The organism is Amycolatopsis sp. Hca4, assembly GCF_013364075.1.
GTDB lineage: Bacteria > Actinomycetota > Actinomycetes > Mycobacteriales > Pseudonocardiaceae > Amycolatopsis.
Genome location: NZ_CP054925.1, coordinates 10,194,731 through 10,210,045 on the forward strand (window position 1 = coordinate 10,194,731; position 15,315 = coordinate 10,210,045).

General features: G+C 74.3%; 9 protein-coding genes and 3 pseudogenes. 7 read left to right on the top strand and 5 right to left on the bottom strand.

What is annotated here, in order from left to right; translation table 11 throughout:
• Positions 1-321 precede the first annotated feature (321 nt).
• From HUT10_RS51560 to HUT10_RS46180, 6 genes and pseudogenes are all read left to right on the top strand, one after another.
• Positions 322-2,880: pseudogene (locus tag HUT10_RS51560) on the top strand (SDR family NAD(P)-dependent oxidoreductase); the annotation flags it as partial.
• 499 nt (positions 2,881-3,379) lie between these two features.
• A pseudogene (locus HUT10_RS52350) lies at positions 3,380-3,658 on the top strand (beta-ketoacyl synthase N-terminal-like domain-containing protein); the annotation flags it as partial.
• Positions 3,655-4,038 (top strand): beta-ketoacyl synthase N-terminal-like domain-containing protein, encoded by a 384-nt coding sequence (locus HUT10_RS46165; protein ID WP_303247016.1) that lies wholly within the window; start codon positions 3,655-3,657, stop codon positions 4,036-4,038. The pseudogene HUT10_RS52350 and the gene HUT10_RS46165, both read left to right, overlap by 4 nt.
• A gap of 5 nt (positions 4,039-4,043) precedes the next feature.
• Positions 4,044-5,528: a polyketide synthase gene (locus tag HUT10_RS46170; protein ID WP_176176989.1), complete on the top strand. Its 1,485-nt coding sequence runs from the start codon at positions 4,044-4,046 to the stop codon at positions 5,526-5,528.
• A complete protein-coding gene (locus HUT10_RS46175; protein ID WP_176176990.1) occupies positions 5,510-6,181 on the top strand; it encodes an alpha/beta fold hydrolase in 672 nt (223 codons plus the stop codon). Before HUT10_RS46170 ends, HUT10_RS46175 begins: the two co-directional genes overlap by 19 nt.
• A 13-nt stretch (positions 6,182-6,194) precedes the next feature.
• Positions 6,195-6,749 carry an isochorismatase family protein gene (locus tag HUT10_RS46180; protein WP_176176991.1) on the top strand — a complete coding sequence of 185 codons (555 nt, stop codon included), beginning with the start codon at positions 6,195-6,197 and terminating at the stop codon, positions 6,747-6,749.
• Positions 6,750-6,773: 24 nt separating this feature from the next.
• Here the strand turns inward: HUT10_RS46180 and HUT10_RS46185 are convergent, their stop codons facing one another.
• From HUT10_RS46185 to HUT10_RS46205, 5 genes and pseudogenes are all read right to left on the bottom strand, one after another.
• Positions 6,774-8,447: an ABC-F family ATP-binding cassette domain-containing protein gene (locus HUT10_RS46185; RefSeq protein ID WP_176176992.1), complete on the bottom strand. Its 1,674-nt coding sequence runs from the start codon at positions 8,445-8,447 to the stop codon at positions 6,774-6,776.
• 2 nt (positions 8,448-8,449) lie between these two features.
• A pseudogene (locus HUT10_RS46190) lies at positions 8,450-10,086 on the bottom strand (ABC-F family ATP-binding cassette domain-containing protein).
• A gap of 184 nt (positions 10,087-10,270) precedes the next feature.
• Positions 10,271-11,917, bottom strand: a complete 1,647-nt coding sequence (locus tag HUT10_RS46195; protein ID WP_176176993.1) for a SulP family inorganic anion transporter — start codon at positions 11,915-11,917, stop codon at positions 10,271-10,273.
• Positions 11,914-12,324, bottom strand: a complete 411-nt coding sequence (locus HUT10_RS46200) for a metalloregulator ArsR/SmtB family transcription factor (protein ID WP_176176994.1) — start codon at positions 12,322-12,324, stop codon at positions 11,914-11,916. The genes HUT10_RS46195 and HUT10_RS46200 overlap by 4 nt, the downstream gene beginning before the upstream one ends.
• A gap of 89 nt (positions 12,325-12,413) precedes the next feature.
• Positions 12,414-14,324: an AfsR/SARP family transcriptional regulator gene (locus HUT10_RS46205; RefSeq protein ID WP_176176995.1), complete on the bottom strand. Its 1,911-nt coding sequence runs from the start codon at positions 14,322-14,324 to the stop codon at positions 12,414-12,416.
• A gap of 112 nt (positions 14,325-14,436) precedes the next feature.
• On the opposite strand from HUT10_RS46205, the gene HUT10_RS46210 reads away from it, so the two are divergent.
• The gene (locus HUT10_RS46210; protein WP_176176996.1) at positions 14,437-15,315 is read left to right on the top strand and encodes an alpha/beta fold hydrolase; all 879 of its coding nucleotides are present in this window, start codon (positions 14,437-14,439) and stop codon (positions 15,313-15,315) included.

Consider the following 15,315-nt stretch of genomic DNA (forward strand, 5'->3'; position numbering starts at 1 on the left):
GCCCGTGTGGCGGCCGGAGCCGGCCGGTCCCGCCGAACACGCCGTGCGCAGTGTCCTGGTCCTCGCCGACCCGGGCGGAGAGCCGCCCCCGCCGCCGGAGGGCGTCCGGGTCATCCCGGTCGGCCCGGCCGACGTCGCCGACCCCGGCGCGCTGGCCCGGCTCGCCGGGGAGGCAGGCGGTGAGTCGCTCCACTGGCTGGACGTCCGTCGTGAGTGGACGGTCCCGGAGCTGCTCGCGTTCGCTGCTTTCCTGCAGGCGCAACGGGTATCCTCGACCGTGCTGAGCGTGTCACTGGACGGCGACGACCCCAGGCGCGCGCGATGCCCGGCTTCCTGCACGGGCTGGCCGACGAGAACCCGCACATCCGCTCGGTCCGGGTCCGCGCCGCGTCCCGGCCCGGCTGGGCGCCGCTGCTGGCCGAGTTCGCCGCGACCGGGCCCGGCGAAGTCCGGCTCGACGGCGACCGGCGGGTCCGTGACTTCGCCGAGGTCACGCCGGCCCGCGGGGCCCGGCTGCGCGAAGGCGGCCGGTACCTCGTCACCGGCGGCCTTGGCGAGGTCGGCCGGGCGATCGCCGAACACCTGGTGCACGAATACCGCGCCGAGGTGGTGGTCGCCGGCCGGTCCGAGCCCGGCCCGGACCAGCGCCGGTGGCTCGCCGAGCACGGCCTGCACCACGAGCGGGCGGACGTCACCTCGGCCGCGCAGACCCGCGACCTCGTCGACCGCACCGTCGCCCGGCTCGGCCGCCTCGACGGGGTGATCCACTCCGCCGGGGTGCTCCGGGATGCCCTGGTGCACAACAAAACGGCGCGGGAGGCGGAGGCCGTGCTGGCGCCGAAGCTGCGGGGAGCGCGCCACCTCGACGCCGCGACCGCCGGGCTCGACCTGGACCTGTTCTGCCTGTTCGGTTCGATCGCCGGGGTGCTCGGGAACGTCGGCCAAAGCGACTACATCGCCGCCAACCGGTTCCTCGACGAGTTCGCCGCCGACCGCGCCCGGCAGGTCGCGCGCGGCGAGCGCAGCGGATTCACGCTCGCGATCGACTGGCCGCTGTGGCTGACGTCCGAGAGCAGCCGCGACGCGCGCGGGGCACTCGGGGACTACCTGCGCGAGGAGTTCGGCCTCGAACCGCTCGACGCCGCCCGCGGCGCCCGGTTGTTCGCCGAGCTCGCCCACACCACGCCCGACGACTGCCACCAGGTGCTCGCCTGCGTCGGCGACGCCGCGGAGATCCGCCGCCGCCTGCTCGCCCCGCCGGTGCGTTCCCGGCCGCCCCGGGACGCCACCGCCGACACGACGGACGCGGACTTCACCGAACGCCTGGCCGCCCTGGTCCGGGAACAGACCGGCCTGCGCCCGGCCGACGTCACCGCCGACCACACCTGGGGCGACCTCGGCTACAGCTCGGTCATGCTCCAGGACCTGGCGGCCCGTGTGGGCGCGGAGTTCGGCGTCGCCACCCCGCCGAACGCGCTGTTCCGCTACCGCACCATCAGGTTGCTGAGCGCCCATCTGGCCGACCGCGGTGCCGCACCCGCTCCGCGATCCCCGGCCGCTCCGGCGCCCGCGTCCGAGATCCCGGCCACCCGGGAACCCGCTCCCCGGGAAACCGCGGCGCCGGCCACGGGAGAACCCGCCCCCGAGGGGTTCGCGATCATCGGCATGAGCGGCACCCTGCCCGGCAGCGAGGACATCGACGGCTTCTGGCGCCTGCTCGTCGAGAACCGCGACGCGATCCGCCGCGTGGATCGCTGGAAGGGGCTGGAGCACGACGCGTTCGCGGGCACCATCGACACCTACGACCGGTTCGACCACACGTTCTTCGGGGTCTCCGCCCGGGAAGCCGTGCTCATGGACCCGCAGCACCGGCTGTTCCTCCAAGCCGCCTACAACGCGCTGCTCGACGCGGGGCTCGCCCCCGGGTCGGTGCGCTCGGCGGGGGTGTTCGCCGGGGTGCAGTTCGCCGAGTACCAGGCGCTGCTGCAGACCGGCCCCGACCGCGCGCACCCCTACGCCGTCACCGGCAACGCGCACACCATGCTCGCGAACCGCGTCTCCCACCTGCTCGACCTCGACGGCCCGAGCCAGACCGTCGACACCGCCTGCTCGAGCGCGCTGGTCGCGCTCAACCGGGGCGTGCTGTCGCTGGCGGCGGGGGAGTGCGACGTCGCGCTCGTCGGCGCGGTCAGCGTGCTCGTCGATCCCGCGTCGACCGAAGCGGCGACCGGGCTCGGCGTCCTGTCACCCGACTTCCGGTGCGCGACCTTCGACCGGGCCGCCAACGGGTACGTGCGCGCCGAGGGTGTCGGCTGCGTGGTGCTCAAGCGGCTCGCCGACGCCCGGCGTGACCTCGACCCGGTGCTCGCGGTGGTGGAGCGGGTGGCCGAAAACCACAACGGCCGCGCCAACTCGCTCACCGCCCCCGGCCCGGACGCCCAGGTGGCCCTGCTGACCAGGGCGTACAGCCCGGAACTGGCCGGCCGGGTCGGGTACGTCGAAGCGCACGGCACCGGCACCGCGCTCGGCGACCCGATCGAGGTCGGCGCGCTGCGGTCGGCGATCGAGCGGCTGGCCCCGCACCGCGCGCCCGGCGCGGTGGCCCTCGGCGCGGTCAAGACCAACGTCGGCCACCTCGAGCCCGCGGCGGGGGTGGCCGGGCTGGTCAAGGCGGTGTTATGCCTCCGGCACCGGCAGCTGCCGGCGAACCTGCACTTCCGTGAGCTGAACCCGCTGATCGATCTCGCGGGCGGGCCGCTGCGCCTGCTGCGCGAGAACGAGGAATGGAGCTCCGACGGGCCGCGGGTGGCCGGCGTCAGCTCCTTCGGCTTCGGCGGGTCCAACGCGCACGTCGTGCTGTCCGAGCCGCCGGCCGCCCCGCCACCCGGCACCGGCCGCGACCGGCCCGGCTGGTGGTGCTCAGCGCCCGCTCGCCGTGGTCGCTCCGGGCGATGCGCGAGGCACTGGCCGGGTGGCTGCGGGGCGCGGACGCCGACCTGGCCGACATCGCCCACACCCTCGCCACCGGCCGCGACCACTTCGAGCACCGGCTCGCCTGGGTGGCCACCGACCCTGCCGACCTGCTCGCCCAGGTCGAGGCGGCGCGGCCCGGCGAGGTGCCCCGGTGCGAGCGCCGTCGGGTGGCCGGCCGCCCACCCGAGCTGCCCGGCGGCCCCGCGGAGTACCGCGCCGCGCTCGAGTCGCTGCGCGCCCGCTACCTCGAGGGTGAGGAGCTGGACTGGCCGGCGGTGTTCGCCGACGGGCGGTACCGGCGGCTGGCCATGCCCGGCTACGCCTTCGAGCCGACGGAGTTCTGGTTCGAGTGACCACATCGGACAGGAGGAGGAACGTGGACGACGACACGCTCGTGGTGGTCGGCATGGCCTGCCGGTTCGCGGGCGCCGACGGCACCGGCGCGTACTGGCGGCGGCTGATGTCCGGGCGCGGCGCGCTCGGTCCCGCGCACCGGTGGCCGGAGGCGACCGGGCTCACCGGCGGGTTCCTGGACGGGCACGACGAGTTCGACGCGCGGTTCTTCCGGATCTCCCCGAACGAGGCCCGGTGCATGGATCCGCAGCAGCGCCTGCTGCTGCAGAACGTCCAGCACGCCGTCGACGACGCCCACCTCACCGCGGACGACCTCCGTGACCTCCGGTGCGGCGTGTTCGCCACCGGCCTGCCCGGCGACTACCGCACCGTCGTCGCCCAGCGGCCGGAACTGGCCCTCAGCGCGCACAGCTTCCTCGCAACGCGCCCTCGACGTTGTCCGGGCGGATCTCTTACCACTACGACATCGGCGGTCCGTCGGTCACGCTGGACAGTGCGTGCTCCTCGTCGCTGGCAGCACTGCACACGGCACTGCTCAACATCCGCGCGGACGAGTGCGCCGCGGCCATCGTCGGTGCGGTGTCGGTGTTCAGCACCCCCGAGGTCCCGGAATTCGCCCGCGTTTCGCGCATGAGCTCGCCGACCGGCACCAGCAGGCCGTTCACCGACGCGGCGGACGGGTTCGTCCCGCGGAGGGCGTCGCGACGGTGATCGTGATGCGCCACGCCGAGGCGCGGGCGCGCGGGCTGCGCGTGCACGGAGCGATCCTGGCCGGCGGCCTCAACCACAACGGCACCACCAACGGTCTCGCCGCGCCGAGCAGCCGGGCTCAAGCCGGTTTGCTGACCGGAGTCCGTCGGCGCCACCGGATCGACCCCGCCCGCATCGCACTCGTGGAAACCCACGGCACCGGCACGGAGCTGGGCGATCCGCTGGAACTGGCCGGGCTCAAGCAGGCGTTCGGCGGCGACGTGCTGCTCGGAGCGGTGAAACCGCTCATCGGGCACACGCTGGTGTGCTCCGGCCTCGCCGGGGTGATCAAGGTCCTGCTCGGCTTCCGCCACGCCACGATCCCGCCCGCGGTCCCGGCACCGGACGGGGCCGCCTACCTCGATCTCTCGCCGTTCCGCGTCAACGCCGAACCGGTGCCGTGGCCGGAGGACAAGCCGCTGGCGGCGGTGAGCGCGTTCGGTTTCACCGGGTCCAACGGCCACGTCGTCCTGTCCCGGCCCGATCCCGCCGGGGCACCGGTGCGGCCCCGCCCGCGTCCGCTCCCGTTCTGCTTCTCCGCCGAATCGCGGCAAGGTCTCGAGGAACTGGGGAGCCGCCTCCGCGAGGTGGTCGGTGAGCTGCCGGAGGAGCAGTTGTCGGACCTGTCGCAGCTGCTGCTGCGGCGCCCCCGGCGGAAACACGCGCGGGTCGTCGTCGCCGACGGGCGGCGTCGGCTGCTCGACGCTCTCGCGGATGCCGCGGATGCCGCGGATGCTCCGCTGGACGACGATCTGCGCGAACTGGTGACACTCTGGCAGGCCGGGGACATCGCCGCGATGCGCCGGAAGCTGACCGCGCCCGCCGAGCTGGCGGACGTGGCGCTTCCCGACTACCCCTTCCAGCGCCAACGCCACTGGGCGCTGGACGCGCCCGCAGCACCGGCCGATGCGGCGCCGGGTGGTGCGGTGCGGGCTGGTGCAGTGCAAGTTGGCCCGGCACCGGCCGATGCGGTGCCGGCCGACCCGGTGCCGGCTGGTGCGGCGCAGGCCGATGCATTGCAAGTTGGCCCGGCACCGGCCGATGCAGTGCCGGCCGACCCGGTGCCGGCCGACCCGGCGCCGGCTGGTGCGGTGCCGGCCGATGCTGCCCCACCCGATGCGGTGCCGGCCGAGCCGATGCCGGTCGGCGCCGGGGAACTGGCCGAGCGGCTGTGCGCCGGCTTGACCACCCTGCTGGGCTTCGGCGACGGGGAAGACCGGGTGCGTCCCGGCACCCGGATCGCCACCCTCGGCCTCGATTCACTGTCGGCCGTCCAGCTGCTCGCGCCGTACCGGCAGGGGCCGAACCCGGTCCGGGCGCACGAGCTCTTCGGCTTCGCGACCGTCGCCGACCTCGCGCAGGCCATTGCGCGCGCGCCGGCGGGTCGAGCCCGCAATTGCGGTGGCAGGAAGAGGGAAGCGGCCGGACCACGGTGCTCCTCCCGCCGCTGAACGCCGACCGACGGGCGTGGACGCAGCAGGTCCCGGCCCTGCTGTCGGCGGGCCGCCGGGTCCTGGTCCCGGCCTACCCGGGGCACGGCGCGGTCCCCTTCGACGCCACCCGGTTCTCCCTCGCTGATCTCGCCGACGAGGTCGCCGGTTCCACGGGGGACGACCAGGCCGACCTGGTCGGCTGGTCGCTGGGCGGGTGCGTGGCGATCCTGGCGGCCCTCCGGCACCCCGGCCGGATCCGCTCCCTGACCCTGATCAACACCGCGCCCCGCTACCGCGAGGACGTCTTCGAACGCACCCTCGACCTCCGCCACGAACTCCACCGCCACGGTGGCCTGCTGGGCGCGGTCTTCGACCGGGAAGGCGATCCGACGGCGGCGTTCACGGCGGCGGCGCCGATGGACGTCCTCGCCGAGTACTTCGCCGCCCTCACTGCGTTCGACGTGGCCGGCCGGCTGCCCGAGCTGAAGGTGCCTTGCCTCCTCGTCCGAGGCGGTGAGGACTGCGTCGTCGACCCGGAATCGGCGGCCTTGCTGACCCGGGTGCCCGGCGCCCGGCTCCGCGAGCTGCCGGGCCACGGCCACTACGCCCCGCTGACCGCGGGGCGAGCCGTCAACGAAACCCTCGCCGGCTTCTGGGCGACACTGAACTGATCGGAGCGGAACCATGTTGGTGGACAAGGAAAAGACCGCCGTCGTCATCTTCGACATGCAGCTCGAGCTGATCCCGCTGCTGGTGAACGGCACGCAGCTGCTCCACGACTGCTGCTGGCTGGCCGAGGTGGCCCGCGAGCTCGCGCTGCCGCTGACGCTGACCGAGCACAAGAAGCTCGGCGGCCTGTCACTGTCCCTTTCGGACGCCGCACAGGACGCGCCCCGGCTGGAGAAGGAACACTTCGACTTCCTCCGGGAACCGCACATCGAGGAGCACCTGGCCGCGGCGGACCGCGACCAGTACGTCCTGGCGGGGGCCGAGACCCACGTGGTCATCCTCCAGTCGGCGCTGAGCCTGCTGGAACGCGGGAAGTCGGTGTTCGTCCTGCGGGACACCTGCTCGGCCCGGAACCGGTCGGACCACGACGCGGGCCTGGACCGGCTCGCCGCGGAAGGAGCCCAGCTCATCACCCGGGAGATGTTCTTCTTCGAGCTGATCCGCAACTCCGAAGATCCCCGCTACCTGGAACTGGCCAAAAAGTTCCTGGACGGCCGGTACATCCGTTAGCCGCGACAACGGTACGGCGGCGGGTCAGCCGGCAGCGGTCAGCCGTCCGTCCGCCAGTTCCCGCACCCGTGAACCGAACCGCTCGCGCACCGTGCGGTCGTGCGTCACCAGCACCACCGGCCCGGGGAACTCCGCGACGGCCTGTTCGAGCTGCTCGACCAGCAGCAGGCTCAGGTGGTTGGCCGGCTCGTCCAGCAGCAGGACGTCCGGTGCGCCGGCGAACAGCAACGCCAGGCACAGGCGCCGCTGCTGGCCCACGGACAACCTGGTGACCGGCACCTCGAAGTCCCGTCGCCGGAACAACCCGAACCGCACCAGTTCCGCGGCCGCGTCCTCGCGGTAGGTTTCCCGCCGGGCGGCGAAGGCGTCGAGCAGGTTCCGGCTCTCCCCGCCGAAGTCCACGTCCTGGGGCAGGTACCCGATCCGCGCGGCGGGCGCCCGGACCACCTGCCCGCGGTCCGGACGCACCACGCCGGCCAGCGTCCGCAGCAACGTCGACTTGCCGCTCCCGTTCGGACCGGTGACGACCAGGCGCTCACCGGGCGGCAGCACCAGATTCACGTCGCGGAGCACCGTCCCGACCGTGACGTCCTCCGCCGACAGCAGGATCCCGGCCTCGTGCGCGTCCGGCTGGGCGCTCGCCGCGGCGGTGAAGCGCAGCGGCTCCGGAGGCCGCGGGACCCGGTTCTCCAGCAATGCCGTCAGCTGCCGGTGCGCCGCCCGGGTCGCCCGCGCCGCGGCCGCCTCGGCCGCGCTGCCCGCCGCGTTGTAGGCCAGCTTGTTGTTGTCCCGCGGGCCCCGGCCGGCCCCGCCGCTCCGGCCGGCACCTTCGAGCCGGGCACGGGCATCGTGCACTTCGCCGGCCCACTCGCGGTAGCGCTGTTCCCACCGGGCACGGGCGCGGGCCTGCTCGTCGAGGTAGTCGCGGTAGTTCCCGCCGTAGCGCACGGCTTCGCCGCGGGGCCCGTCGAGGTCCACGATGGCCGTGGCCGCCGCATCGAGCAGGACGCGGTCGTGCGAGGCGATCAGGCACGGCCCGGGGTACCCGGACAGCCACTGCACCAGCCATTCCACCGCGCGGTCGTCCAGGTGGTTCGTCGGCTCGTCCAGCAGCAGGCCCGCCGGCTCCCGCAGCACCAGCGCGGCCAGGGCCAGCCTGGCCCGCTCTCCGCCGGACAACGTGGACGTGAGCCGCTCGCGGTCGACGGAACCGAGCCCGAAGACGTCGAGCGCCTCCCCGGCGCGCGCGTCGGCTTCCCAGCCGCCCAGCCGGGCGAACTCCTCCTGGAGATCGCCGTACTCGGCCAGCAACGCGGGCAGATCCGCGTCGTCATCCGCCATCGCCTCTTCGAGCGAGTGCAGCTGCGCGGCCAGCTCCGCTACCGCCGAGCGAGCTCCGGCGACCACGTCGGCGACTGTCGTGCCGTCCGGGAAGTCCGGCTGCTGCGGGAGGAACCCCGGCCGCCCCGGCACCGCCCGCAGCACGTCACCGCGCTGCACCGGCAAGTCGCCCGCCAGCACCCGCAGCAGCGTGGACTTCCCCCGGCCGTTTTCGCCGATCAGGCCGATCCGCTCGCCGGCCGCTACGGTCAAGGAGATGTTGCGCAGCACCACCCGGTCGCCGAGGGTGACCTGCACGTCTTCGGCCGCGAAGTGGGCCGACCGGCGGCCGGCGGCGAGCACGTCCCTGTCCGCCATCGTCAGGCCTCCTCGGGCGGCCCGGTCTCGGTGAGAACCCCGTCCGCGAGGTGCAGCCAGCGCTGGACGCCGATCTCCTTGAGGAACCGCTCGTCGTGGCTGATGACCACGAACGCTCCCTCGTAGGACTCCAGGGCGCTCTCCAGCTGCTCGACGCTGTCCAGGTCGAGGTTGTTCGTCGGCTCGTCGAGCAGCAGCAGCTGGGGCGCCGGTTCCGCACCCAGCACGCAGGCCAGCGTGGCGCGGAGGCGTTCGCCGCCGGAGAGCGCGCCGACCGGGAGGTGCGCGTGATCACCGCGGAAGAGGAAGCGGGCGAGCAGGTTCATGCGGTCGGCGGCGGGTTTGGCCGGGGCGGCTGCGGCCAGGTTCTCGGCGACGCTGCGCTCGACGTCGAGGAGGTCGAGCCGCTGCGAAAGGTGGGCGATGCGGCCGTCGACGCGCTTCACCTCGCCGGAGGTGGGCTCGAGCTCGCCGGTGATGACCTTGGCGAGGGTCGACTTGCCGGCGCCGTTGCGGCCGGTCAAGGCGATCCGCTCCGGCCCCGGATGGCGAGGTCCACCCCGTCGCCGTCGAAGACGTCCAGGTCGCCGTAGCGGACCTTGACGTGCTCGCCGAGGAACACGGTCCGGCCGGCGGGGACCCGGGTTTCGGGCAGCTGCAGCGAGATGCGCTTGTCGTCGCGCAGCGAACGTTCCGCCGCGTCGAGCCGGCTCTTGGCGTCCGCGAGGCGCTTGCCGTGGGTGTCGCCGGCCTTGCCCGCCGATTCCTGCGCTCGCCGCTTAAGGGTGCCCGCCGCCACCTTCGGGATGCTTCCGCTGCGGGCGTTGCGCGCCCCGGCGGAAGCGCGGCGCGCGGCTCGTTCGCGGGCCTGCTGCAGCTCCCGCTTCTCGCGCTTGACCTGCTGTTCGGCGGTGCGGATGTTCTTCTCGGCGACCTCACGCTCAGCGGCGACTTCGTTTTCGTAGTCGGTGAAGCTGCCGCCGTAGATGGTGACGGTGCTGCTCTCCAGTTCGGCGATCCGGTCGACCCGGTCGAGCAGGGCCCGGTCGTGGCTGATCACGAGCAACGCGCCCGCCCAGTCGTCGAGCACGGCGTACAGCTTGCGCCGGGCGCCGGAGTCCAGGTTGTTCGACGGCTCGTCGAGCAGCAGCACGTCGGGGTTCCGGATCAGCTGGGCGGCGATCCCGAGGAAGGTCACCTCACCGCCGCTGAGGGTGCGCAGCGGCCGGTCGAACGGGATGTCGCCGAGCCCGAGGCGATCGAGTTGCGCGCGAGTGCGTTCCTCGATGTCCCAATCCGTTCCGATGACGGTGAAGTGTTCTTCGGCCGCATCCCCGCCGGCGATGGCGTCGAGCGCGGCGACCACCGGCGCGATGCCGAGCACGTCGAGCACGGTCATGTCTTCGGAAAAGGTGAGGTTCTGCGGCAGGTACCCCAGCGTCCCCTGGACCACGATCGAGCCGGCGGACGGGGTGAGCTCGCCGGCGATCAGCCGGAAGAGGGTGGACTTCCCGGCACCGTTGGCCCCGACGATTCCCGTGCGGCCGCTGCCGGCGGTGAAGGAGAGCTCGTGGAAGACCGGAACGTCGCCGGGCCAGGAGAAAGACAGGTCGGTGCAGACGACAGAGGCGTCGGACATGGCAGAAAACACTCGCATCCGTGGTTGAAGGCGCAACCCCGAGGGGGAAGGAGGGCACACGACATCGCCGCAGCACCCGCGTCACCGGACGCAGGCTGCGGACGGCTCTCCGATCTCACCCGGAGATGTCGTCGTCACCCACCATGGCGTCCCCTCGAAATCACACTCGGCAACCACCCGAATCCTAGCAGCGAACGTCCGCTCGCGCGGCGCTCACCCGCGCGCGGGCCTCGGCGACCGCGTCGTCGAGGCTGGTGAACAGCCTGCTGCCGGTGCGGAGGGCGCCCGTGGTGGTCAGCAGGTGCTTGTGGTGGGCCTGGATTCCCTTCAGCAGCACCGTGACGCCTCGCGCCTCCAGCTCCCCGATGGTCTCGCCCAGTGCTTTCGCGCCGGTCGCGTCGAGCAGGTGCAGGCGGGAGAACCGCAGGATGACGACGAGGACGTCGTCGGCCGCGGCCGCGAGCTCGGTCATGATCCGTTCCGAAGCGCCCCAGAACACCGCGCCCTCGAACCGCAGCACCGCGATGTGCTCGTCGCCGTCGGCGGCCGGGCCGGGCAGCGGGTCGCGGCCGGCGCGCGCGGCGCGGGCGAGGTGGCGCAGCGCGAAGAACGCGGCGGCCAGCAAGCCGATCTCCACCGCGAGGATGAGGTCGGCCGCGACGGTGACGAGCGCGGTCACGGCGAAGGTGACCGCGCTCGACCGGCTCGCCCGGACGACTTCGCGGATCGTGGCGAGCGGCACCATGCGCAGGCTCGTGACCAGCAGGACACCGGCGAGGGCGGCCAAGGGGATCCGCGAGACGAGCCCGGTGGCGGCGTAGATCACCGCGAGGATCACCAGCGCGTGGACGACGGAGGCGAGCCGCGTGCGTGCCCCGGAGCGGACGTTGACCGCGGTGCGGGCGATCGCGCCGGTCGCGGGCATCCCGCCGAACAGGCCGACGGCGATCGAAGCGAGACCTTGGCCGACGAGCTCGCGGTCCGGGCGGGTGGGCCCGACCGGCGGGCCGCCCCGGGTCATCGTCGCGGCCACCCGGGCCGACAGCAGGGATTCGATGGCGGCCAGCGCGGCCACGGCGACGACCGCCCCGGCGAGGTCGTGGGCCACGCCGAGGTCGAAGTGCGGCAGCGTGGGGGAGAGGCTGCCGGGCAGCGTCCCGATGCGTGGCACCGGGGCGTGCGCGACTTCGGCGGCGACCGTCACCACGATCACCGCCACCAGGGACGCCGGAATGCCGCGGTGCAGCTTCGGCAGCGCGAGCATGATCACCGCCACGACGGCGACCGTGGCCACCGTCCAGCCCACCGCACCACCGGCGTTCGCGACGGCGGATACCGCGCCCAGCAAGGGATTCCGCCCCGGCGGCGCGGTCGTCCCGACGGCGGCGGGGAGCTGCTGGAGGAAGATGATGCAGGCGATGCCGAGGGTGAAGCCTTCGACGACCGGCCAGGGCAGGTAGCCGACCAGCCTGCCCAGCCGCGCCGCGCCCGCGGCGAGCACGACCACGCCGCCCAGGATCGACACGAGCGCCACGGACGCCGTCCCGTGGGCGGCCACGATCGGTGCCAGGACGACGGCCATCGCTCCGGTCGGGCCGGAGACCTGGACCGGTGAGCCGCCGAAGACCGCGGCCACGATCCCGGCCACCACGGCGGTGACCAGCCCGGCGGCCGCGCCGGCCCCCGAGCTGATGCCGAAGGCCAGCGCCAGCGGCAGGGCCACGACGCCGACGGTGACACCGGCGAGGAGGTCCGCACGCAGGACCGGCAGCCGCAGGTCGTAGTCGGCCCGGCCGGGCAGCAGTTCCCGGACGGCCGCGAGGCGGCTCACGCGTCGGCCGCGATCGCGTCGAGGATGGCCTGCGGACTGGCTCCGGGCAGGGGCGGCAGTTCCTGGGCGGTCCGGAGCCGGTCGGAATCCGGGGTCAGGCTGGAGAGCAGGAAGGCGCGCGCCACGACGAGGAGCTCCGCGACGAGCGGCTGGGCGAGCCAGTACTCGACGGCGTTGCCCGTGCGGGTGGAGACGACGACGCCGCTGCGGCGGAGCACCGCGAGGTGCTGGGACAGGTGGGACGCTTCGCAGTCGGTCACCTCGAGCAGCCGGGTGACCGGCGTGCCCTCGTCGCCGGCCGCGGCCAGCACCTCCAGCACCTGGATGCGGATCGGGTGGGCCAGGCACTTGAACAGGTCGGCCTTGATCCGGTAGAGCGGCTCGGTCGTGCGGGATCGGGCGGGCATGGGCACCTCCTGGATTGATGACTCTATCAATCCGTCAATCCGCGGACGACGCAGCCCTGCCCCCCGGTGGCCGAGCTGCTGTTCGAGGCTCATTTCCTCGCGGCGGCGTCGGTCAGGTACCGCGCCACCGGTCCCAGAGTCAGCATCCCGCTCGCCGCGCCGGCGTGTTCCCCCGCGGCGTCGCGCAGGCTTTCCGCGGCGGCGGCCGCGATCCCGCGCTCGCCGAGACGGACCGCGGCGTGTGCGGTCAGGCACCACATCGCCTCCTGCAGGTGGTCGCGCGGTGGTTCGGGTGCGGCCGCGAGGGCGGCACGGGCCTCGTCCCGCCTGCCTTGGGCGAGCGACACGTGGGGCTGCGTCCACGGGCGGTACGGCCCCCAGTCGAGGTGCGGGTCGGTGGGCGCGGCCCGGCCGTGCAGCAGGCGCAACCCCAGCAGCGCCAACGGGAACAGGCCGCGGTGCAGTCCCGGCATGCCCGCCGTCCGGAGGGCGTCCTCGGCGGCGCGGTACTGCGCCGCGGCCGTCGCGGGGGACGGGCCGCCGGGTTCCGTGCTGCGAGCGGCCGTCGCCCGGGCCCGGAACCACGCGACGAGCACCGCGACCAACGGCGACTCGGCGGTGGCGGCGAGCTGTTCGGCTGCGGCCGCGTGCGCCTCCGCGGTGTCGAGGTCGCCGACGGCCGAGGCGGACTGCAGCCGGACGAGCCTGCCGAGCACCGCGAAGGCCGGCAGGTCGTGCCGCGTCGCCACGTCGAGGATCTCGGCGCCCGTCCGGTCGCGGACGGCCGCCAGCCCGGGGCGGGAAAACGACTGCAGGAAGACGCCGTTGAGCGCGAACGCCAGCAGTGCGGGATCACCGATGCCGCGGGCCAGTGCTTCGGCCTCGCCCGCGGCTCGCCGCGCGCGGTCCCGCTCGGTGGCGGTGAGGTCGCCGCTGCGGCTCTCGACGGCGACGGTCGCCAGGAGGCGGGCTCTCAGGTCGGGCGGACTGCCGGGCCCGAGCGCGGCGAGCGTGCGCTCGGCCGCCGCCACGACGGCGCGCGACTGCCCGAGGTCGTCGGCCCGGCTCCAGATCGCGGGCACGTCGTAGGCACCGATGATCCGGGCCGTCAGCACCAGGTCGCCGGTGCGTTCGGCGGCCTCGATCGCGGCCAGCCGGTCGCGCCGCGAGTGGACGAGGGCGTCGCCGCCCGCCAGTGCGAGGGTGCGGGCCAGGTCCACCGTGGTGCGCGGGCCGAACCGGGCACCGGAGGCGGGCCACGCGGTCCCGGTGCCGTTCAGGATTTCGGTCTCCAGCCGCTGCAGGTCGGCGCCGGGGTCGAGCCCGAGCTGGTCGACGAGCATCGCGCGGGCGCGGCGGAGGGTCGCCAGCGCGTCGGCCTGCCGCCCGGCCCGGTGCAACGCGCGGGCCAGCAGGCCCCACGCCGGCTCGCGCCACGGGTGTTCCGCGACGTGGGCACCCAGCTCGGCGACGAGGTCGCCGCCCTCGCCCGCGTCGAGGAGGACGCGGGCGCGCAGCTCCACGGCCGTCAGCCTCAGCTCTTCCAGCCGGGTTCGCTCGCGCTGGGCCCACGCGGAGTCCGGTACGTCGGCGTAGGCGGTTCCCCGCCAGGCCGCCAGCGCCGCGCTGAGGTCGGTCACGGCGCCGGGAGCCCGCCGGGTCCGGTCCAGGGCGTCCTCGAACCGGTGGACGTCGACGTCCTCCCGCGGCAGGCGCAGGGCGTAGCCGGGTCCTTCGGTCACGATCACCCGGGGCGGCGTGCGCGGCGCCCGGCCGGGCTCGAGCGCGCGGCGCAGGGCGGCGACGAACGTGCGCAACGCGCCCACCGCGCGGGCGGGCGGATCGGGCCACAGGTCGCCGACCAGCGTGTCGGTGGTGACCGGCCGCCCCTCGGCCGCGACGAGCCGGGCGAGCACTTCGCGATGGCGCGGCCCGCCCAGGTCCACCGGGCTCCCGTCGTCGCGCACCGCCCGCACGGCGCCCAGCACGTCGATTCGCATGGCCCCATCTTCGCCGGTCGGGTGCCGGCCACGCCCGTCGTGCTGATCGGTTGCTGATCGGCGGCGGCCACGCTGGCCGGGTCGGGTTCCCCAGCAGAAAGACGCACCTCCCATGACTTTCACCAGCCACGGCTTCGACCACGTCCGCCTGCCCGGCGCCGGCGGCGTGGAACTGGCGGCCGCCGTCGGCGGCAGCGGCGACCCGGTCGTGCTGCTGCACGGCTTCCCACAGACCCACCTGATGTGGCGGCACGTCGCCGAGCGCCTCGCCGGCGAGCACACGGTGATCTGCCCCGACCTGCGCGGCTACGGCGCCAGCGACAAGCCGGCGGCCGACGACCGGAGCGTGTACGCCAAGCGCACGATGGCCGACGACGTCGTGAAGCTGGCGGCGGCGCTCGGCCACGAGCGTTTCGCCCTAGTCGGCCACGACCGGGGTGCCCTGGTCGCCTTCCGGGCGGGCCTTGACCACCCGGAGTCCGTCACCCACCTGGGCATCCTCGACGTGGTGCCGACGCTCGACATGTGGCACGTCCTCCACGGCGTCCCGGCGGCGGTCGGCTACCACCTGTTCCTCATGGCCCAGCCGCCCGGCCTGCCCGAGACGATGATCGCGAACAGCGCGGACGCGTTCTTCGGCTCGTTCCTCGACGCGTGGGCCAACGACCCGGCCGCGATCCCGGCCGAGGTGCGCGCGGAGTACCTGCGGGCGAGCGCGGCGGCGGTCCCGTCGATCGTCGCGGACTACCGGGCCTCGGCGGACGTCGACGTCGAACACGACCAGGCCGACCTCGACGCGGGCTCCCAGCTGGCCATGCCGGTGACGGTGGTCCAGCAGGACTGGGGAGCCCAGCTGGGCTACGACGCGGCCGCGGTGTGGAAGGCGTGGGCGCCGGACCTGGACCACCGGCTGACCCGGGCGGGGCACTTCATGGCCGAGGAGGCCCCCGGCGAGATCGCGGCCGCGATCCGGGACCTGCTGGCCCGCTGA

Excerpts from the sequence above, each read along its gene's own strand:
- HUT10_RS46185 (WP_176176992.1), bottom strand. The coding sequence starts at position 8,447 with ATGGCGGACAGGGACGTGCTCGCCGCCGGCCGCCGGTCGGCCCACTTC.
- HUT10_RS46180 (WP_176176991.1), top strand. The coding sequence starts at position 6,195 with ATGTTGGTGGACAAGGAAAAGACCGCCGTCGTCATCTTCGACATGCAG.
- HUT10_RS46205 (WP_176176995.1), bottom strand. The coding sequence starts at position 14,324 with ATGCGAATCGACGTGCTGGGCGCCGTGCGGGCGGTGCGCGACGACGGG.
- HUT10_RS46170 (WP_176176989.1), top strand. The coding sequence starts at position 4,044 with ATGCGCCACGCCGAGGCGCGGGCGCGCGGGCTGCGCGTGCACGGAGCG.
- HUT10_RS46200 (WP_176176994.1), bottom strand. The coding sequence starts at position 12,324 with ATGCCCGCCCGATCCCGCACGACCGAGCCGCTCTACCGGATCAAGGCC.
- HUT10_RS46210 (WP_176176996.1), top strand. The coding sequence starts at position 14,437 with ATGACTTTCACCAGCCACGGCTTCGACCACGTCCGCCTGCCCGGCGCC.